Source organism: Haloarcula sp. CBA1127, from assembly GCF_001485575.1.
Classification (GTDB): domain Archaea; phylum Halobacteriota; class Halobacteria; order Halobacteriales; family Haloarculaceae; genus Haloarcula.
This window is the reverse complement of the sequence record NZ_BCNB01000002.1, coordinates 79,613-100,285: the sequence shown is the minus strand read 5'-3', so window position 1 is coordinate 100,285 and position 20,673 is coordinate 79,613. Positions and strand designations below refer to the sequence as shown.

Annotated in this window: 14 protein-coding genes; 11 read left to right on the top strand and 3 right to left on the bottom strand. The window is 54.0% G+C overall.

Going from position 1 to position 20,673, the window contains the following annotated elements:
• Positions 1–322 precede the first annotated feature (322 nt).
• The 4 genes from AV059_RS01505 (at position 323) to AV059_RS01490 (ending at position 5,063) form a co-directional block, all read left to right on the top strand.
• Positions 323–604 carry a winged helix-turn-helix domain-containing protein gene (locus AV059_RS01505; protein ID WP_004515801.1) on the top strand — a complete coding sequence of 94 codons (282 nt, stop codon included), beginning with the start codon at positions 323–325 and terminating at the stop codon, positions 602–604.
• 399 nt (positions 605–1,003) lie between these two features.
• Positions 1,004–2,848, top strand: a complete 1,845-nt coding sequence (locus tag AV059_RS01500; protein ID WP_058991677.1) for a CARDB domain-containing protein — start codon at positions 1,004–1,006, stop codon at positions 2,846–2,848.
• 334 nt (positions 2,849–3,182) lie between these two features.
• Positions 3,183–4,025 (top strand): glycosyltransferase family 2 protein, encoded by an 843-nt coding sequence (locus AV059_RS01495; RefSeq protein WP_058991675.1) that lies wholly within the window; start codon positions 3,183–3,185, stop codon positions 4,023–4,025.
• Between the two features lie 102 nt (positions 4,026–4,127).
• On the top strand, positions 4,128–5,063 hold the full coding sequence (locus tag AV059_RS01490) for a DUF1616 domain-containing protein (RefSeq protein WP_058991673.1): 936 nt from the start codon (positions 4,128–4,130) through the stop codon (positions 5,061–5,063).
• A 67-nt stretch (positions 5,064–5,130) separates the two neighbouring features.
• On the opposite strand, the gene AV059_RS01485 is transcribed toward AV059_RS01490, so the two are convergent.
• Positions 5,131–6,300, bottom strand: coding sequence for a glycosyltransferase (locus tag AV059_RS01485; protein ID WP_058991671.1), 1,170 nt, complete (start codon positions 6,298–6,300; stop codon positions 5,131–5,133).
• A gap of 262 nt (positions 6,301–6,562) precedes the next feature.
• Here AV059_RS01485 and asnB point away from each other — a divergent pair, with 262 nt between their 5' ends.
• The 7 genes from asnB (at position 6,563) to AV059_RS01450 (ending at position 16,755) form a co-directional block, all read left to right on the top strand.
• Positions 6,563–8,452 carry an asparagine synthase (glutamine-hydrolyzing) gene (gene asnB, locus AV059_RS01480; protein ID WP_255356083.1) on the top strand — a complete coding sequence of 630 codons (1,890 nt, stop codon included), beginning with the start codon at positions 6,563–6,565 and terminating at the stop codon, positions 8,450–8,452.
• Positions 8,453–8,582: 130 nt separating this feature from the next.
• Positions 8,583–9,773: a glycosyltransferase family 4 protein gene (locus AV059_RS01475; RefSeq protein ID WP_058991668.1), complete on the top strand. Its 1,191-nt coding sequence runs from the start codon at positions 8,583–8,585 to the stop codon at positions 9,771–9,773.
• 235 nt (positions 9,774–10,008) lie between these two features.
• The gene (locus AV059_RS01470) at positions 10,009–11,799 is read left to right on the top strand and encodes a hypothetical protein (protein ID WP_058991666.1); all 1,791 of its coding nucleotides are present in this window, start codon (positions 10,009–10,011) and stop codon (positions 11,797–11,799) included.
• 64 nt (positions 11,800–11,863) lie between these two features.
• Positions 11,864–12,820 carry a glycosyltransferase family 2 protein gene (locus AV059_RS01465; protein WP_058991664.1) on the top strand — a complete coding sequence of 319 codons (957 nt, stop codon included), beginning with the start codon at positions 11,864–11,866 and terminating at the stop codon, positions 12,818–12,820.
• A gap of 111 nt (positions 12,821–12,931) precedes the next feature.
• On the top strand, positions 12,932–14,128 hold the full coding sequence (locus AV059_RS01460) for a sulfatase-like hydrolase/transferase (protein ID WP_058991662.1): 1,197 nt from the start codon (positions 12,932–12,934) through the stop codon (positions 14,126–14,128).
• Positions 14,129–14,204: 76 nt separating this feature from the next.
• Positions 14,205–15,386 carry a glycosyltransferase gene (locus AV059_RS01455; protein WP_058991660.1) on the top strand — a complete coding sequence of 394 codons (1,182 nt, stop codon included), beginning with the start codon at positions 14,205–14,207 and terminating at the stop codon, positions 15,384–15,386.
• 70 nt (positions 15,387–15,456) lie between these two features.
• Positions 15,457–16,755: a hypothetical protein gene (locus AV059_RS01450; RefSeq protein WP_058991659.1), complete on the top strand. Its 1,299-nt coding sequence runs from the start codon at positions 15,457–15,459 to the stop codon at positions 16,753–16,755.
• Between the two features lie 43 nt (positions 16,756–16,798).
• Here AV059_RS01450 and AV059_RS01445 read toward each other — a convergent pair whose 3' ends face one another.
• Both AV059_RS01445 and AV059_RS01440 read right to left on the bottom strand, forming a co-directional pair.
• Complete coding sequence (locus tag AV059_RS01445; RefSeq protein WP_058991657.1) at positions 16,799–18,058, bottom strand: hypothetical protein; 1,260 nt, start codon at positions 18,056–18,058, stop codon at positions 16,799–16,801.
• Positions 18,059–18,070: 12 nt separating this feature from the next.
• Entirely contained in the window at positions 18,071–19,681 is a 1,611-nt protein-coding gene (locus AV059_RS01440) for a carbohydrate-binding domain-containing protein (RefSeq protein WP_228841689.1), read from the bottom strand.
• Between the last annotated feature and the right edge of the window lie 992 nt (positions 19,682–20,673).

The following is a 20,673-nucleotide window of genomic DNA, read 5'->3' as shown; positions in this document are numbered from 1 at the left end:
TCAAGGATGAAGTTCTGGATAAGATGTCCTTCTGGTTGTCGTCAGGAATTGGAGCCTTACGAGTTTTGCAGTATCTGTTGTTGATCGGCTGTCGCCTGATTGCCGAGCACGGCTGAAATACCGTCTTATGAATTGAGTGGAAGAATGATATTACTCACCACATACTCAGTATGCAGGGTACTCAACCAGAGTCGTGTATGGCTACGAAGCGAGACCAAGAGACACGAGCGAAACAATTAACCACAGGCACATGGAACATCACTGTACACGAGTTTGTGTCCAAAGAAGGTAGCTGGTACACTCGTGCATACGAATAGATACGATGGCAGACTTTGATCAGTGGGACGAAGTGAGCTACGTAATCAGTTCACGGTATCGAGTCGAGACTCTCCGCCGGTTGTCAGAAGGCCCTGCGACACCGTCGTTAATTGCGGACGACAGGGAAATGAGCATTGCTCACGTTTCGCGCGCCCTGCAGGAACTCCGTGAGTCGGAACTGGTCGACCTATTAGTTTCGGAAGATCGGAAGAAAGGCCGCGTGTACGACATCACTGAGAAGGGTGTCGATATTTGGGAAACAATCGAACGGAAGAACATGGCGTAACCGTCGCGTCTCGGACTCGAACTGATAGGATCGCACAGCTGCGTCGACTTAGAACCATCTCTATCCCTGTTTTCGATTCGAATTGAACTTATAGTTTAATTGGGTATCTCGCGTATACGCCACTGCATTACACAGACTCTGGTATTGAATCACAAGCTGGTTACCTTCCATAGATTCAGCTAATGGTAGTCGTTTAACTGAGACGCCAACGGACGGTATCGACTCACTACGACTATGGCTGAAAGTTCCACTTAGATGGACGTGTCTGGTGGTAAACGTATGCTACCCGTTCCGAGACATCCCCTGTGAAAATCCGCTCTTCGATATTGAATACAAAGAGTGTCTACCGACGGGTATAGCAGCCGTAACAATAATGATTTGTAACATACCTGCGTACGCATGTTGTCCATAGGCTACGGAAAGTTACTGATTGGGTGCGTCGCTGGACTGTTACTCATTGGAGGCGCTACGCTGGGGCTTGGAATCGGTGGTTTCGCTGATGGACCGTCCGATACGGAGACCACTGTGGGCGAGGACGAACTGGAGATACGTACTGTGCAGTCTCCGACTGAAATTCGCCCGGATGAGCCGTTGCGTGTGCAACTTCAAATCACAAACGCAGGGTCGGAAACGACAACACAACAAGTAGCGCTACGATTGAACAGGGACGGACAGCCTCCTGAAACGGTCGCAACAAAACAAGTCGAGGTTTCGGCTGCAGAACCGACGGATGTGACGTTCGCTGTCGGGCCTGATCAAATCAGCCCCGGGGAATACACGTACGCCGTTGCCGTCGGTGAAGAATCATCGTCCTCGGAGTCAACTGGGAGTGTGGCTGTCCTCACCCCGCCTACGTTTGTACTCGCCGATACCACTGAAAACGCTACAATCGTCCGTGGAACGAACGCCTCTATCCGAGCAAACCTGACCAATGTCGGTGCATATCGTGGCGTCCAGACAGTGCAAATCGCTGTCGATGCGGACCAAAACGGCCAGTACTCCGATGCTGAAACGCTGAACGAGAGCGTACACTCGCTTGCGGGCGGCCAGAGCCAGATAAGCACTGCCACGGTCCGAACTGCTGATCTGGAGCCTGGTCGATATCAATACAGGGTCGCCACCGAAAACACATCAACGACCGGAACACTCTATGTCCAGCAACCGGCGACGTTTCAGGTACAGAACACGACTGCACCGGCCAACGTAACGCGGGGGGAAACTGCCAATGTATCAGCAGTCGTCGAGAACGTTGGTGACGTGGCCGGGAGCGACAACGTCACGCTCCGCAGCGATTCGATGAACACCACCTATTCGCGCTCCGTTTCACTTGCTGCCAACGAAACGACAACGGTGTCTATCAGAGTGAATACGACGAATTTGAGCCGCGGGACACACAACCATTCGCTTGGAGCTGCTGACGACACAGATACCGTCTCGATGACGGTACAGGACAGTCATTTCGAGGTGTCGGATTTGGCTGGACCGAATGTCCTGTATGTCGGTGATACGGCTGTGTTCTCCGCGGACGTAACGAACACCGGTGAAAACACCGGAACTCAATCGATCCAGCACCGCATCGATAGCGATGACGATGATCGACCGGAAGCCTATGGAGTCGACAGAAATGTCACGCTCGAACCCGGTGAGTCGACTCGTGTTCGGTTCGAGATTGAATACACGGTAACCGACTCGACGGATTACCCCGTAGAACCACTGAGTCTGCAGACGTACATCTATGGCATCTACTCAAAAGACGCGCGTGCGTCAACAGCTATGTCGGTCAAGCCGTCATGGGCGAAAGACGGCGGGTCCAGCGGTTCCGGCGGAAGTACCAGTGTCTCTGATGGTGACCGCGCTTCGCTTGATGAGATAACCCAAGACAAGTACGGGCTCTACTATGATGAGGTGAGCGGTGAAACGAAGCGCCAGATCGAAGAGATTCACGAACGCCAACCGTTCGCGGACGGCCTTGCGGCCGCAGAGGTGCGGACGCGTGAGGAAATCGCCCGGCAAGAGTACGGTGCCGATGTGAAATCTGGGGAGAAGTTTAATTTCACAGGACTAGAAATTGAAACCCAACAGAAGGTCGAAGCGGACTTCGATGCACAGTTCCGGACTGATTCCGGTGACCGAATCGAGTCTTGGGACGAACTGGCCAACGACACATACGGGAAGTCATACGAGAACCTAACCGCTAGTCGTCAGGCGGACATCAGGACGACGTATCAGGATCAATTCGAATAACCACTCCCTCTAACAATAGTAATCGCCGTACGCGGGCGCTTTTCGGAATCGGTCTAACCAGATATTTATCGATTCGACAGTCCACTGTATATGACCGCTAACCCTGGAAAGTAAGGAATAACAATAGATCGATTTGCCCAACATGACGACAGAGAGGGCCCTATTGGTGGCCGGTGAGCGGCCCTACGACCTACCATGACTATCACTGAATCAGAGGTTACTATTGGCGCGTGGGTCTGGCATGAAAGCCGACTCGAGATGAGTAGCTCCCTTTTCGGTAACTCTGTGCGTACCGTAGCGGACTCGCTCCACTCACCAACAGGGGGGACACAGAGTGTATAAAGGCTCGACCGTCGGTGTCGTCGTTCCGGCACACAACGAAGAGGGGTTCATCGGTGAGGTCCTCGACTCACTTCCGGAGTACGTCGATCAGGTGTTCGTTATCGACGACTGCTCGACAGATGGCACGTGGACCGAAATCAAGGAATACGTGGATACTGAGGTAAAACAAGAAGGTGTGACCGGTGATTCCGCACAACAAATAGTTGTCGCCGACGGGGCCGGGACAACGGTATCTGAAAGCCAGACGTTTCTCGATAAGCGGATCGTCCCAGTACGTCATCAGACTAACGGCGGTCGCGGGGCCGCCGTACAAACTGGATACGAGCTGGCGCTTATGAGCGGCATGGATACGGTTGCAGTCCTTGATGGCGACGGCCAGATGGATCCGAACATCCTCGATGAGATACTCGACCCAGTCGTTGAGGGGGATGCGGATTACGCGAAAGGCAACCGACTAATATCGCGACGCCACTGTACTCAGATGTCTAACTGGCGGCTGTTCGGGAATGCGCTCCTCACGATGTTGACCAAGATCGCGAGCGGACACTGGCAAATGCGCGACCCACAGAACGGATACACCGCGATTTCCGCGACAGCGCTTGAACAGCTCTCGCTGAACGATCTGTTTGACGACTACGGATTTCTGAACGATATGCTAATTCACTTGGATGCGAATGGGATGACTGTTCAGGACGTACCGATGGAAGCACTCTACGGCGACGAGTCGAGCGGGATTCGATACGGCTCGTTCATTCCGAAGCTATCGATTCTGTTACTTCGTGGGTACGTCTGGCGGTTACAACAAAAGTATCTCTCCCGAACAGAATCAGAGTAATTACTCTGAACGGTTGGATCTTGTTCTTTGACACCGCATTCGACATCGTCAATGACCGTTATGCAGTTTTTACTTATCATAGCGTAGGCGTGAGCGGAACTTATGGGCAGGTGGTCGGATACTTCGCCAGCGACTGTCGATTTGCTTACTACTGTGGGGTACACAGCGGTTGTACTCCTCGCAACGCTATCGTCTCTTGAGGGAATACTCCTCGCGGCCATCGCGTTACCGTTCTTGCTGTTCGTCCCGGGCTATGCTGTAGTCGCGGCCCTTTTTCCAACTCGGAACCCGGAGTGTGAACACCACCGGCTGATTACCACAGAACGGATGTTGTACTCGGTTGTGGCAAGCATCTGTTTGGCAATTATCGTCGGAGTCAATCTTGAGTTCACGCCCTGGCCGATTCGTCCGACTCCGGTTGTCACTGCCCTTGCTATCGTAACCGTTGTGGCAACTGGAATCGCGGGGTATCGGCGCTACAAAAGGACACAGATGGGCCTGAGTCAGACCTCGATGCCCTTCGGGAACTCACGAGCGGCCAGCGGTGGTTCCGACGGGGAGGGAGTCCAGTTGGGGACCGTAGTTGTCGGTGTAGCGATCCTCGTGACGTTTGCCAGCGTGACGCTGGTCGCGGCTCAGCCACAACGCGGCGAAGCGTACACAGAATTCGGGCTGTTGACCGAGAATGAGACTGGCAATCTGGAGGCAAGCGGCTATCCGGAGCAGATCGCGTTGGGCGAGCCCAAACAGATGTACTTCACCGCCACGAATCACGAGATGGAGACAACTGAGTACGTCGTCGTCGTGCAGTTAGCCCGAACCGCGCCGACAGGAGAGGTCATCGAGCGCATACGTCTTGATACTTATAGCAACCGGACAGCGGCTGGAGGCCGCTGGCTGCAGCGTCACACGGTGACGCCGGTACTGGAGGGCGAGCGCCTGCGGTTGACGTATTTGTTGTACAGGGGAAGTCCCCCGAATCAACCCACAGCTGAGAACGCGTACCGTGAGGCTCACATTTGGGTCGACGTAACGTGAGATAATAACGACAGGAGTCCGGAAGTAGGTTTGGACCGTTCTGATGGATGGTATAGACCGGAGCTAGTCACGAGGGGGTGAGCGGCTCGGATCGTTTATCGACACTGTCGGTGGTCTCCACCGATACGAAACTTCGAATAAACGCTTCGTACTGGTCGATCACGGCCGCCGGGGCGAAATCGTTCGCACGCTCGATCAGCACGCCGCTCGGGTGTGGATCGTCGAGCGTCGTCCGGATGGCCGCTGCGAGTCCTTCGTCGTCATCGACATCGACGAGCGGGCCGTACTCACCATCTTTGAGGATCTCTGCCGGGCCGCTGGGACAATCGGTCGAGACGACCGGACATCCACATGCAAGGGCCTCGATGAGCACGGTCGGCAGTCCCTCGTGGACCGAAGACAGCGCGAGGATGTCCGAACCCGCCATGTAGCCGTAAGGGTTGTCGACAAAGCCTGGAAACGAAACCGCGGCGTCGATACCTAACTCGGCCGCGAGGGTTTCGAGTTCGGTTCGCTTCGACCCGCGGCCGACAATAATCGCACGCGTGTCCGGTCGAGCGGCATGGACCTGTTCGAAAGCGCGGAGGAACGATTCAAAGTTTTTCGCTCTCTCTAGACGGCCGACACCGAGGACGATGTCAAGGTTCGCAGACTCGATCCAGGGATGATCCACCGACTCTCCTGCCCGCTCTTGCACCTCATTGATAGGGACCGGGTTATGGAGGACGGATACTTTCTCCTGGTCGATGCCGACGTGTTCGACGACGCTCTTAGCGACACCCTCTGAAACAGCGACGAATTGGTCCGACTGACTGGCAAGGCGACGCTGCAGCCACTGGACAAGTTTCTCTTTCGATCCCTCCTGCATCCCGAGCGTGTTGTGGACCGTCGAGATGGCGGTAGTGTCAGCGCCCGATAGAACCTGCGAAATCATGTGAATATCGTTGGCATACGTCATCTGTGAGAAGAGTATTTGGGGAGATTGTCGCCGCAGATATCGCACGAGAGCGGGAACACTCGCACCGATTCCTATCCCTGGTATCCTCTGTGTTCCGAGGTCGACGACGTTTACGCTTCCGGCGACATCAGTCCGGAAATCCCCCTCGTTGTACGATACGACAAGGTCTACGTCATATCCGCGCTTAGAGAGCCCGTTCGCAACAGAAACTGTCACACGCTCGGCACCACCGACTGTCAGAGAGGGAACGAAGAACGCTATCGGTCCAGTGCTTTCCATTAGTTCACAGTCTGTGTGAAAGGGCTTGTTTATACTCACCCTACGCCGATTCTCGGGACACGTTTCTGACTTTCCTGCAATGCTTTGGTCGATTCGAATGGCTCGAATAGTTCATTCAGCCGGGAAGGGACAGAACTGCCACGGGGACGTTCCACAACAGACTGACAGACCCATATAGGCAGCGTTGAGCGGAAGATAGCCCGTCTGATTCGCCCGTGTAGGGAGGGTATAATTTTGAGCATCGATGTAGATTACGTGAACAATGTGTGGAATCTGTGGTAAGTATGTTCGATCTGGCTCACCTGAAACCGACGTTCTTGAACGTATGAACGACTGTCAGTGTCACCGAGGTCCTGACGACGATGGGGTTTTCAGAGATGGACGTGTTGGACTTGCACACCGCCGACTCAGTATCATAGACCCCGAGAACGGGGGACAGCCGCTCCACAACGAGGACGGTACCGTAACCGTCATCTTCAACGGAGAGATCTATAATTACGGGGCTCTCAAGGAAGGACTCACGTCCGCAGGACATCGATTTACCACTCAAACCGACACGGAAGTACTGGTTCATCTCTATGAGGAAGAAGGGCCCAGTTTCGTTGACAAACTCGACGGAATGTTCGCGTTCGCTCTGTGGGACAGTGAGCGAGAACGTCTGTTACTGGCCCGTGACCCGATGGGTATCAAGCCTCTCGTTCTTGCCGAAACGGACGACGAGCTCGCGTTCGCTTCCGAACTCCCATCGCTGTTCGAGAGCGACATGGATCTCGGTGGCATCGATCGGGATGCACTGGCTCAGTACTTCGCATTCGGATATATTCCGGCACCGAAAACGGCCTTCCGTAACGTCTCGAAGGTCCGGCCCGGCGAGCGGATACTCATATCGAACGACGGTATCGACCGCGACAAATATCACGAACCAGCGATCACGCCTCGTGACCCCGATATTGATACCGCTGCCTCACACCTACGCTCGCTCGTCGAATCGGCGGTCGAAAAACGGCTGATGGCCGATGTTGAACTCGGTGCGTTCCTCAGCGGGGGGATCGATTCGACGATAATCGTCGGGACGATGGCTCAGTTACTTGATGATCCCGTGAAGACGTTTACCGTCGGTTTCAATCAGGATCGGTTCGACGAATCCTGGGCGGCACGAGAAGTGGCGTCTTTCCACGGCACCGACCATCACGAGATCACGCTCACAGCGAATGACGTACGCGAGTCCGTACCGGACGTACTGAATAAATTGGGGGAACCCTTCGCCGATCCGGCACTGATGCCGAGCTACGCTGTGTCTCAGGCCACGAGAGATAACGTCAAGGTCGCACTCTCGGGTGACGGTGCTGACGAACTGTTCGCCGGCTACGATAAGTACCGAGTCGAGTCCCTGTCAAAATACTATCGAGCGCTTCCGTCCCAGATACGGGAATACGCCGTCGAGCCGGCTGTGAATGCACTACCCGCTTCACGTGGGACTGCGGTCGGCGACGCCGTATACAAAGGACAGTGGTTCATAAACCGGAGCGGAGAACGATCAGTTCCGGAGCGTCACTTCGATTTAATGCGTGTCTCCGATGACCAAGCGATCCAGTCCGTGACGAACGTTGACCCAATCGAAGCTGGGCAGACAACCCTCCGGACACAGCACGCCGCGATATCCCCCGAACTGGCCGATAGAGAGAGCTTGGCACGGATACAGGCTGTCGATACTCGCTTATCGCTCCCAGATCAGATGCTCACGAAAGTCGACCAGGCCAGTATGTACAACTCACTCGAGGTACGCGTTCCGTTCCTCGATACTGATGTCGTTGAGTACGCACTCAGTCTTCCAACAGACCACAAACTAACTGGTCGCGATCGAAAACGTGTGCTGAAACGAGCCTTCGATGATGTACTGCCGGAGTCTATCTTACAGCGAAACAAACACGGGTTCGATATGCCGATCGGTGAGTGGTTCAAACACGAACTTGCCGACGAGTTCGTCTCGATGGTCCGCTCTACTGATCTGGGGATTCTCGATACCGCGGCGATTTTAGAACTATTCGAGGAGCACCTCGATGGAAACCACGATCACTCGCGGTTCCTCTGGACTGTATACGTCTTCAAGCACTGGGCTGTGCGTATGCAAGAGCAGGGGGTCCTCGAATAGAAATACGGTGTCTGGATTTAATGTGACGACATACCACCATCTGGTGTCTTGTACTGGCTATAAAGGCCTATTACTCAAAAAATCGGACTATTAACTATACCCCTCTACCCGTAAGAGTCGGGCGAAATAAATGCACGTACTCCGGGTCGCCCAAGACATCTTTCCTGAAACCGTCGGTGGTGCGCCATATCACATACATGCTCTGAGCCGCGATCAGGCTGCGATGGGGCATGAGGTCACCGTCCTGACTGTCTCGGAAGATGTGGAAGAGCGAGAGGTTACCGATCAAGACGGGTATACGTTGATCAAACAACCGCCGAAGCTAGAGCTCCTCGGGAATCAGATCTTCGCTAACACCGTCGGTAATCTACGTGGTATGGAAGACTTCGACGTGGTTCACACCCACTCTCATCTGTTCTTCTCGAGTAACGTGGCCGCGCTGTACTGCCGAATGGCCAACATTCCGATTGCAATCACGTGTCACGGCCTCAACTCACAACGAGGTCCGTTCTGGTTCTCGCGTACACACCTTCGCACGCTAGGCAAGTGGACGTATGACTCGGCCGACGTCACGCTTTGCTACACCGATGTCGAGCAATCTAAACTCCGTGATCTCGGTGTCGACGCTGATATCGCGGTTGTAAACAACGGAATCGATACCAACCGCTTCTCCCCTGCTGGACAGCCTCATCCCGATATCGCGAACCAGAGCGGTCAGGCGATCGTGTTTGTCGGCCGCTTAGTCGACGGAAAGCGACCGCAGGACGTGTTAGCTGCATTCGATACGGTACGAGAACGCTGTCCGGACGCATCACTGTTTTTCTGTGGCGATGGCCCGCTTCGAGACAGTCTCGAATCGATGGTCGCTGACAAGGGACTTACAGATGCTGTGGAATTTATGGGGCGGGTACCCTATCAGCAGATGCCCTCGGTATTCAGAGCAGCGGACCTCTTCGTCCTTCCGAGTCGGACTGAAGGCTTTCCACGGACAGTTATCGAAGCTCTGGCCTGTGAAACTCCAGTTGTTGCCAGCGATCTCGAACAGACCTCGAAAATAGTCAACCAAACAGGAGAAACAGTCCAAGTTGGCAACGTCGAGGGATTCACGACGGCGATTTCTGATTTGCTCAGCGATCAGCGCCGCCTCTCAGAACTGGGAAAACACGGCCGAGAAATCGTCACGACGCGCTACAACTGGGAAGAGACAGTACAAGAAACAACGGAAATACTGGGCCAAGTGGCTGAAATCGGTGACTCCGTGCTTCGAGACAAAACGGAATCGACCAGCAGTCCCACACCTGTGGTCAAGGACGAGATTTGAACGAATGGCGAGTCGAGCCTCGACTGATTCTGGTTGCACAGTTCCACACCAATGTCGCGTTTTCGTGGCCCAATCGACATTGCGGTTCAGGTGGTCTATTGACGCTGGCAGAGACCTGACTTTGGTGAGGGCGCGTATCCCCTGCACGTTAGTCGCTGATTACTTAATATCTACCGCATACAAGAGAGGGAAAGACGTGGATCTCACACTGCATAGCGGGCCAGAAGGGTAATAAATGAGTCACGAGACTAATCTCGACCGGGAGTCGTTCGACAGCTTCGAGTTCGCCAACCGTGATATACAGGAATATCTGGTCATACTCCTATCCGGGATCCTTATCCTTGAGAGTGCGCTCTTCCTGTCCATTCAACCGGTAACCGGATATGAAACCTCGCTGGTAGATGGACTGTCCCAGCTGTTCTGGTTCGCTTTCTATTCGGTCATGAGCGGTGGAATATTGACGCTGATAGCAGCGGCTATTACGCAAACGAGGTACTGGCGGCATGGTCTTGGCCTCGTCCTTTCAAACTACGCGCTGTACTTCTTCCTTCCAAAAGCTCGCGGCTATCGGTTTTACGGACAAGGAACGGCAGATGCACTGCAACACTTCGGCGATGTTAGGTCAATCCTCGAAACAGGAACACTTCCCGGAATCTGGTATCCGGGTGAACATGTGCTGATGGCCGAGATGGCGATGCTAGGTGTCCCGATTGACGCGATGCCGTACTTGGTAGCGTTGTTGTTTACGACGCTTCAGATAATCGGAATCGGAGTCCTTGTGAAGACGCTCTCGGGTAAACGGGGAAGTCTCGCGGCCGGATTAGCAGCCGGCAGCACTCTCATTTATACGACCTTCCATCTCTCAAACCACCCGGCGATGAACTCATTCATGGTCGTTCCGGTTCTACTCACGCTCACAGAACTGTACCGACGGAGTAACGACAATGAGTACCTGCTCTTGATTTTCCTGGTCGGCCTGTTCATCATCTATTCGCACCCGATGACAACCCTGTTTATGCTGGGTATCTTACTGTTAACCTCGGTGTATTCCGGGCTGTTCGGACGGCTTTCCCTATCGTCCACTCCGCAACTCAGTCCGCGACTTGGCGTGGCCTTCCTTCCGCTCCTATTCGCCTGGCTCACCAACTTCGGTCAGACACGCCAGGCCATAACAAAAGTCGTTGCGGCACAGGACGATATGAACCCAGCAGCCAGAGAGGTACAGCGAGCCGGCTCAGTCCAGTTTTCACCTCTACAACTCGCCGAGAAATTCATCACTCTGTACGGTTCGACTACAATTTACTTCACTATCGCCGGGGTATTCGTCCTTTTGACCCTGTACTGGTTTCTCTCCGAGCGAATGCGGTACGACTGGGGCTTCGGTTCGATTCACTTCGTCGCAGGACTCGGTATCGCAACGATCTTTCTCCTTAGCAATCTCATCGTGAAAGGTATAATAAGAGTGAACAGATACGCCCTCCTGTTCGCTGCAGTCCTCGTGGGGATGGCACTCATCCATAGCGCTATCAAGCGCAATTCGGTAACAACCGTTGCTTTGACGGTACTCGTACTCCTAGGTGCCTGTCTCGCTGCAAGCGCTGCCTACGAGCCAAACCGTCACATGACATACGCAGAGTACGATGGGTCTCAATTCATGGCAGCGAATATTGATGAAGGAGTTCCAATCCATACAATGGATACGTCACATAAGATGGAAGCGTTCGTCTTAGGCACAAACCATCCCCGCTACTACCCACAGAGTTTCAGTATGAACAATAACTTGCCTCGGAACCTCGGCTATTTCAGCCAGGATGTCATCGCCTCTGACACGTTTGGCCGAAGTTACGTTGTCACGAAGACACACGATGTCAAACAGCACACTGCCTCGTATTATACAAAAGACCAACAGGACTATTTATTCCGATACGATGAAGACAGTCTGGCGAGAATGCACAACGATCCAACGGCAAACAAGGTTTATACCAACGGTGGGTTCACTGGGTGGTCCGTAGCGCCCCAAAATTAGCCAGCAGAGCCACGCATAGCCAGACACTAACTTTACTTCGATACAGCAAACCACCACCAGCCATATGCCAAATCCGCTCGTCAGCGTTGTCCTCCCGACATACAAACGACCGGACAGACTTCGGAGTGCAGCACGGAGTGTCGCGGATCAGACGTACCCAAACATTGAACTCATCGTCGTCGACGATCACTCCCCACAGCCGGCAGCCGATACACTTGCCGGAGAGTCGCTACGGGGTATCGAAGTCAACTGTGTCCGTCACGAAAAGAACAGAGGAGCAAATCAGGCAAGGAACACGGGAATTGAGCAGGCGGAAGGCGAGTACATCGCGTTGTTAGATGACGACGACACCTGGGGCTCGGAAAAGATTGCTCGACAGGTTACTGAGATGGAAGAGAGCGCTGACAGCGTTGGTGTAGTTTACACCGGCTGTGAGTACGATTACGGGGACTACACACGGGACGTTATATTCACGGCGGAAGGGGATGTTACCAAAGACCTCCTCCTGGGGGAGTCGTTCGGTGAATTCTCGACACTGATGGTTGCGGCCGATATCATCCCACAGGCCGGGCTTCCTGACGACCGGTTTCCCAGCTGGCAAGATAGAGAGTGGCTGATCCGACTCTCGCTACATAGCGAGTTTCGCGTGATCCCCGAAGTACTGACATATCGGAACTGCCCCGAAGAAGCGGACCGAATCAGCAATAACTACGCTGAGAAGCGGGATATCTCGTACCCGTTAATGGTGGAGAAACACCGAGAACTCGCTGCAGGGTACGGACGTCGGTACGAACGGGCCTTCCTCGCGTCACTGCTGTTCATTCTTGGCCAAGAAGCGTTACGTTCCAGAGCATACTCTGATGCGAGAACGCAACTGCTTAAATCAGTGTATTATTGGCCGTTTCGAACCGATAGGTGGCTGTTTGCACTCGCTGCACTCGGGGGCAGATTTAGCTACAAGCCGGCGAAAAACGCCATGAAGGCCCTCAACTCGATTAAAACTGAAGCAATTACGAAATGAGATGTTTTAGGTAGATATCCCGCCCCGTCACCGGGTATTGTTTTTATGTGCTGTTTCATACCTCGTAGGGGTGCCTTTACTATATTGTTGTAGTAGCCACCCTCTGGTAGCATGGAGATCGACGTAGAGAACGTCCTCATATACGTTGACGACGCTGTCAGATATAACGCAATTAACGATGATCTCGCGGAACTCGGGCAGACCCACAAGACGATTGCAGCCTCAACACACACGCCCACGTCGTTCGGGAGTTTGTTGACCGGGCTGTTACCACCGAACAGCAACATCCACAGCTTCAAGCATTCTGTGCCCGCGAACGTCCGCTCAGTATTCGATATTGAGAGCCATGACGTTTCGATAGCTGCTCAGGGCGGCATGAACCACAGTATTGCCGAGATGTTTGCTAATCCACCACGGAAATCGATCGACGATGTTGAGCCACCATTCATCCACGTTGCGCGTCGACCCGGTGGCCACGCGCCGTACGACGGATTCGACTGGGATGACTACGAATACCGCAACGAGACCGCTCTCGAATATCTCTGGCGCGTATCGTCGGACCCAGAAACGGCGCGAAAAGACTACTACAATGGTGTAGACCGCTCGTTTGAAGAGTTCAAACGCGTCCTCCAGACGCTTGAACGCAGAGGCCTACGCGAAGATACCCTCGTCATCTATACCAGTGACCACGGTGAGGTACTCGGGGAGTACGGGTACTTCGGACACACACACCTCGCGACGCCTGAGGTCGTATACGTTCCGACGTCGTTCATTCATCCGGATCTGGACCCCTCCGGCGAGAACGGGCTCTTACACCATGTGGACATCCTACCGACGGTCGCCAGTGCGATGTCTTCGCAACCTGATTTCGGTAGGGTAGATGGGAACACAGAGGGTGAGGGTCGGACGACCGGCTATACGCACCTGAACCACATTCGATACGGCTCGTTACCGGGACCCGCCGAGAAGGTCGTCAGTCTCACTGGCGGGTTTGAGCGGACAATCAGGAGCCTCTGGGACGAACACGGTGGTCACACGTTCGTGGACGGACACAAAACGACATCATCGATTGTCTTTCTGGCGTTGCTACTGCAGAAACCCTTCGGACGACAGGTCTTCCACAACAGAAAGCTTCGAGATGCATACTGTCGGTTCCTGCCGGGACATCAGGCATATGGGGCCCCACAGTTTACTGAGAGCGAAGCGCGGGCGGAGATAGCGGATATCCTCTCCGGGGAGAGTGAGGAGACAGTACGCGACATCGACGAGGAGACGACAGAACAGCTCGAAAACATGGGTTACCTTTGAGCATGACCGTTCGCGTGAACACGGAGTCCACACCTCATCTTGCAAATAGTAGACAGCCCAGTGGAGTGATTCAAGCATGACAGCGGAGCGTAAGACTCTCTGGTACTTTATCGGTGCACTTGTCGTCGGTGGTGCCGAGCGCACACTCATCGACCTTGCGAACGAAGTCAATGGAGAGGAGTACGACGTCACTATCTGGACAATATTCTCTACGAACCCGCTTGAAACAGAACTCTCACCGGAGGTCACCGTTCGGTCGCTTACCGACGCTGGTCGTGTTTCGAACGGGGCGATAGAGGGAGTCGAAAGCCCGCTCGTCTATCTGCTCGCCCCGCTCAAGTTCTGTATCGTCGCCTGTCGTGAGCAACCCGATATCATACAGTCGTTTCTTTTTTACGACAACGTAATTGCCAGGATCGCCGGCGTATTCTGTTCTGCAACCATTATCACTGGAGTTCGCGAGGTGCCTAACGACGAACCGCTTGTACGCCGCGTTATCGATCGGGTGACGATCTCACTCTCAGATGCGATCGTTTCGAACTCCACAGCGGGACGGGACTACGCTGTTGAACGCGGTGCAGAGGAAGAAAACGTGGCGGTGGTCTACAATGGCCGGAACATCGAACAGTACCGAACGACTGACTCGGCGGAGCTGCGATCAGAGCTAGACATCCCGACGGGGGCCACTGTAGTCGGAACCGTCGGTCGTCTCGTCGAGCGGAAAGGCCACTTCGATCTGCTCGATGCGTGGCCGACTATCGTCTCCGAGATCCCCGATGCACATCTCGTATTCGTCGGTGATGGTGCCGATCGGGAGCGGCTGACGGAACGGGTCAATTCACTTGGATGCGATGACTCGGTTCATTTCCTCGGAACACGACAGGACGTTCCAGCACTTCTCGGTGCGATGGATGTCTTCGCCTTCGCCTCTCATTACGAGGGGCTCCCAGGTGCAGTGATCGAAGCGATGGCTGCGGAGCTTCCGATTGTCGCGACACCTGTGGATGGTACTAGCGATCTGTTGGAGAATTACCGGACGGGGTTGTTCGTTGATGTACAGTCACCTGACGAAATTGCGTGGGCGACTATCCGTCTACATCAGCACCGGTCACTCGCTGAAACGCTTGGAACCGCCGCAGGACAGCGGGCGGAAAGCGAGTTTACGATTAAATCGATGGTGGACGGGTTCGAGCGATTGTATCAGGAAATCGAGACAGAGCCCGAAGAGACTGCCTACGCACAGCCGCTGACCGAGTAATGGCATCCCCGCAAGCTCACCGGGCGAGTAACAACAGTATATTTTACTTGGTTTGTGTAAATTGACCGATATGGCTGAAGAGACGACAAATCATCGCTACCAGCGTCCGGATCGCGGAACACAAGATTGGCATATCCCGTTGAACGAGAATTTCTCTCGTATCGACACTGAGGTCGAGATCAAAGATGCTGCCGAAAATCTGGAGCAGTATCAACCAAAAGAGGGAGCCAAGTTCCTCGCAACAGATTCGCGACGTGTATTTATCGGAGACGGAGAAGAGTGGCTGGAATTCGGAAGCACGGCAGGGCGCGCACGTTCCGTCTCGCTTGGTGAAAACAGTGAGAGAGCCACGGTAATGAGTGACGGAACGTTCATCGCCCGACCAGGACAACTACAGGAGGTTATCGATACCGCATCTACTGGATCTGAGTTCGGACAGGCTCCTGCACAGACCGTCAAGCTGGTCTCCGGTGAGACGTACGAAGTATCCGAGACTGTCCGACTAAAGAGAGGTGTCAGACTGGAGTGTAATGGGGCTAAAGTAGTCCCAACAGGGGATTTCAATGTTTTCGAACTCGTCCGTGATACCGTTCTGATTGACCCGTTTGTCGATACTCGCGGCAAAAACTGGAGCTCGACACAGATTGTTATTGGTCCCGAAGACACACAGAAGTTAGATACGGCCAACCGCGCCTGGGTAAAGGACGCGTATCTCCTCGGAGACTCAGGCAAGGGTATCGGACTCCAGTTCCGTGGTGGCTCGAAACCCTGCTCGATGCAGGTCGCCAATGGGACCCTCGATGGGTTTGATCGAGCAGTAGATTTCTACGCTACTGGTGAGAACCGCGATCCACAAGGCGACTGGTCGAACGGGAATCAGTTCTGGGGACGGATACAGGACTTTCGGATCGGGATTAGTATGCGGTCGGACGGTGCGGAGGTGAGCGGGAATACTGTCCGCGTACAGACTCAGCCTGACCCAGAAGTGAGCGAATGGCTCTGGAAAATGGAGGCCGACCCCCGAGAGTCTCGCGGTGATAACAAGTTCGTCATGAAAGGCAATACAGTAATGGCTTATCCGTGGGACGTATCGTCATTCAAGCAGAACAACTCGTATTATTCAGAGGGTGATCGAGATGCGCCATTCTGGTTTATCGGACGTGGTCGTCGGTACGGAAATTCACTCGTGGATCTGAGCGGGATACGAGGAAACCAGTACGTGCTCAACGATTCAGATACGCCCGACAGAAACGGCATCTTCACTGCACACGGTGGCTTCGTCGTTGGTACAACAGAGTTTGAGACGAATCCGGCATATCAGCGGAACGACAGCCGACACTGGCATCCGCAGTCGCGTAATGTGGAGTAGATAGTTACTCCCACGCTATTAACGCCTAAGCACCGTTCAAATCTCAGTTCTTCGAATCTTCGTGCCACATACGACTTTCGCTATTCCGCTGGTATGCAGGCGGGTGTGAGAACTGCCTGGTGCCGGTGACTTCACCACCATGATAGGTGAAGATCCCATTTCGATCTGGGTAATCAGAATTATTGACGATATACTGGTTTCCGAGCTTCCCGGATTGGTCAACGAGTGAATTACCGTAGTTTATACCCTCGCCGATATACCACACTGGTGGCTTCCGATCGCCACTCTCAGCGAACGGATTGTTGTCCATATAATTGTTGTTGTCCCACGGATACACCATCATAGTGTTCCCCGACTTCCGGTACATATTGTCGTCTCGATCGCTATCGGAGCGGGGATCGTCCTCCATGTACCAGAGCCATTCGCTCACATCGTTGTCGGGCTGGACCATCAACTTGAAGACGTTCCCCGAGACTTCAGCGCCCTCAGACCGCTGGTTGACACCAACACGGAAGGCTTCCAGTGAGCCGTAGAACTGGTTCCCGTTCGACCAGTCGCCCTGTCCGCTGTAATCGTCACCGTTGGCATAGAGATCGATCGCGATATCGAATCCGTGTATTGTTCCGCTGGCGACCTGCATCGAGCAGGGTTTCGAGCCGCCCAAGAACTGGAGTCCGATGCCCTCTCCGGGAGTTCCCCAGAGATAGGCATTTTCGACGGTTGCGCGGTTCGCCAGTTCGATTTTGTCTGCGTCTGGTGCGCCGACGACGACCTGCGTCGAATTCCAATTGACCGATCGGGTATCAATGAACGGGTCGATGAGTTGCGTCCCGCGGTACATCTCGATGACGTTGAAGTCACCTTCCGGAATGATCCGAGCGCCGTTACATTCGAGTCGGATGTTCCGTTTCAGTTTGATAGTATCCGACGGAAAGTAGTTCTCCCCGGAGACGAGCTTTACAGTTCGGCTCGGGCCCTGTGCCCATGTGTGTGACTTGGACGCTTGATCGATCACGGACTGTACTTCGCCCGGCGGTGCGATGAGCGAACCGTCGTCGGCCTCAGAAACTGAATCGTCGGATGCACTGAGGCTCCCGACGCGGTTCCAGTTGCTGCCGTCACCAATGTATACCGTGCCAGTATCAGTCGCTAGGAACTTCGACCCCGTCTTCGGTTCGTACTGGCTGATGTTGGACTCAGCGTCCCGAAGTTCGACGTGGCTGTCGAGTTTTTTGAAGTTTTCGTTAAGTGGTACGTGCCAATCGAGCGTGCCCTCTGCGGGCGTGTTGTATCGTTCTGCCATTGATCTGTCGCGTTATTGGGTACCTCCGTACCCACCCATTCCGTAGCCTTCGCTGCCGAAGTCGTCAGTACCTGACTCGGTCGCTGTCTCAGTTTCAGTCGGCGTCTCGGTTTGCGTCTCAGTTTCAGTCGGTGTCTCCGTCTCGGCCGCTTCGAGGAATTCAAACCAGTTGAAATCAATACCGGAGCCAACTGCTTTCACCCGGATGACGTGCTCGCCACCATCTTGGACCGTGACGTCAGGAAGCGTTGCCGTTTCCCAAGTCGTCCAGCCGCCGGTGTTCGGTACATCCACTGTCCCGAGTTGCTCGCCGTCGAGGCTGAACTGCAGTTGCCTGTTGTCTTGCGTCGTCGCGACGCGAACGTCGATGTCGTATGTTCCGGCCGGCACCTCCGCGGTGTATTCGAGCCATTCGCCGTCCTCGAAATACCCAACGTTGTACTTCCCGGAATTGTCCTGCGTTTCCCGGATATCGACGTCTGAGTCCCGATAACCGATATTGTACTCACTGCCGGCGGTGGTATCGTGATACGACACGCCCTCGCCGCCTAGGTCGTATGCTTGTGACTGTATCCTGCCGGGAAGCGTCGGGACGCCGTCGAACGGCTGATTCCCTGTAACCTCGAACTCGGCCCAGTTGAAATCGATGCCGGACCCGATAGCCTCGACCCGGAGCACTTGCTGTCCATCGGCATCGATGGTCACGTCCTCAAGTATTGCCGTCTCCCAGGTCGTCCAGCCGCCGGTGTTCGGCACGTCCACCGTTCCAAGTTCTCGGTCGCCCAAGTGGAACCGGAGCTGTCTGTCGTCACGTGTCGTGGCGACACGGACTTTTAGGTCATACTGGCCTGGCGAAACATCAGCCGAGTATTCGAGCCATTCACCATCTTCGAAGTAACCGATGTTGTACTCCCCGGAGTTGTCTTGGGTCTGTCGGATGTCGACATCGGTGTCACGGTAACTGGTGTCGTATTCGTTCCCAGCGGTCGTATCGGAGTACGATACTCCTTCGCCACCCGTGTCGTAGTTTTGTGCCTCGATACGCCCGGGAATCGTTGCTAGAGTCCCATTGTACGGTTTCTGTGCATCGACTCTCTCGAACTCGATCCAATTGAATTCCACACCGGAATCCAGTGCTTCGACGCGAAGCGTCGATTGCTGGTCGGACTCGATTTCGACATCCTCTACCGTGACTGTCTCCCACGAGGTCCAGTCGCCCGTGTTGGGGACAGTAACGGTTGTGAGGGTACGCCCTCCAAGAGACAGTTCGAGTCGCCCGTCAGAGAGTGCTGACGCCACTCGCACCCTAATATCGTACGTCCCCGGCGAGACATTAGTTGTGTACTCGAGCCACTCTCCGGCCTGAAAGTAGCCGATATTGTACTTTCCTGACTCGTCCTCTGTTGGTCGGATATCAACGTCAGTATCTCGGTTAGCGGAACCGTAGATATTTCCGCCAGACGTGTCGTGGTACGCCTCGCCTTCGCCACCGATGTCGAAGTTCTGGGCCTGAATACGCCCGGGAATTGCCCTGACTGTCCCTTCGTACGGTGACTGGGACTGTGTCGTACTATCCGTCGAAATGGTGAGTGAGTAATCGCCACCGCTTCGACTGACGTCCATGACTTGCAGGTAGTGTGTACTACCGGCTGAGAGAGTTTCCGGCAGATACACCGGGACATCTGAACTCGCGTACGCTTGGGAGAGTAATTCACCGTCCGGATTGAACAGCCCGACTGCAGCAGCACCTGTGTCTGTACCCGGTGTGAATTTAACCGCTACATCTTCGCTGTCGGGACTGAACGCAAAGAGATCAGATGAGCCTGGAGACAGTGTTGTTGAGAGCGGGGAATCGATGCTAAGGCTGCTGACCGAACTTCCCATACTGGTGTCTTCGGCCACCTTCGAAACATCGACTGCGGTGAGTTGTGTCGTAACTGAAGGCTCACCACCGTATCCGAATTTTGCTGCCGATCCTCCTGCGGTAGGAGTACCTTTACCGGCGCACCCTGCCAAGGACGCAGCGGCAACACCTGCTAATTTCATGCACGTGCGGCGGTCTATGGCGGTTATTCCCGTCGTACTACTTTCATCTCGCGACACCTCGCCACTGTCGTGCGAGCGATCCTGTTCTTTGTTGGTCACACTCCGGTAATCCCTATTTACTATTTTATTCGTTGTTACCGGTTGAGTCCTATTTGGATACCTTGTTACCCAAGCTATGTTTTATTGCATACCACCTTTAAAATGAAAATTATGATTGAAAATGACAGTTGGGAAATTATATCTTACCTAGTATCAATGTATTACTGTATTTTTGGGAAATTAAGAACATACTACTACGGGATATTCACTCCATTTTCATGGCCACTAGCTTCGTTCTGTCCACAAATCAATGGCCTCCGTCACCGATTCTTGTTCCAGAGACCACGTAATCGTCTGCTCAAGTTCTCTTGAGCAGCCAAGATGTTCAAGACTGTCGTGGCTGGTTTCGTAGTTCCATCCGATTTACCTGCTGTTCTCAGCAATGATTGAGTGGTGAGTGTAATTCTCATACTTAGCTAAGAAACTGCCACTATCCTCTCAGAGTATGTTCCGTTCAGTGGTTGTCCTGT

Coding starts and splice junctions, on each gene's coding strand:
- AV059_RS01505 (WP_004515801.1), top strand. CDS start 323: ATGGCAGACTTTGATCAGTGGGACGAAGTGAGCTACGTAATCAGTTCA.
- AV059_RS01500 (WP_058991677.1), top strand. CDS start 1,004: ATGTTGTCCATAGGCTACGGAAAGTTACTGATTGGGTGCGTCGCTGGA.
- AV059_RS01490 (WP_058991673.1), top strand. CDS start 4,128: ATGGGCAGGTGGTCGGATACTTCGCCAGCGACTGTCGATTTGCTTACT.
- AV059_RS01485 (WP_058991671.1), bottom strand. CDS start 6,300: ATGGAAAGCACTGGACCGATAGCGTTCTTCGTTCCCTCTCTGACAGTC.
- asnB (WP_255356083.1), top strand. CDS start 6,563: ATGTGTGGAATCTGTGGTAAGTATGTTCGATCTGGCTCACCTGAAACC.
- AV059_RS01475 (WP_058991668.1), top strand. CDS start 8,583: ATGCACGTACTCCGGGTCGCCCAAGACATCTTTCCTGAAACCGTCGGT.
- AV059_RS01470 (WP_058991666.1), top strand. CDS start 10,009: ATGAGTCACGAGACTAATCTCGACCGGGAGTCGTTCGACAGCTTCGAG.
- AV059_RS01465 (WP_058991664.1), top strand. CDS start 11,864: ATGCCAAATCCGCTCGTCAGCGTTGTCCTCCCGACATACAAACGACCG.
- AV059_RS01460 (WP_058991662.1), top strand. CDS start 12,932: ATGGAGATCGACGTAGAGAACGTCCTCATATACGTTGACGACGCTGTC.
- AV059_RS01455 (WP_058991660.1), top strand. CDS start 14,205: ATGACAGCGGAGCGTAAGACTCTCTGGTACTTTATCGGTGCACTTGTC.
- AV059_RS01450 (WP_058991659.1), top strand. CDS start 15,457: ATGGCTGAAGAGACGACAAATCATCGCTACCAGCGTCCGGATCGCGGA.
- AV059_RS01445 (WP_058991657.1), bottom strand. CDS start 18,058: ATGGCAGAACGATACAACACGCCCGCAGAGGGCACGCTCGATTGGCAC.
- AV059_RS01440 (WP_228841689.1), bottom strand. CDS start 19,681: ATGGACGTCAGTCGAAGCGGTGGCGATTACTCACTCACCATTTCGACG.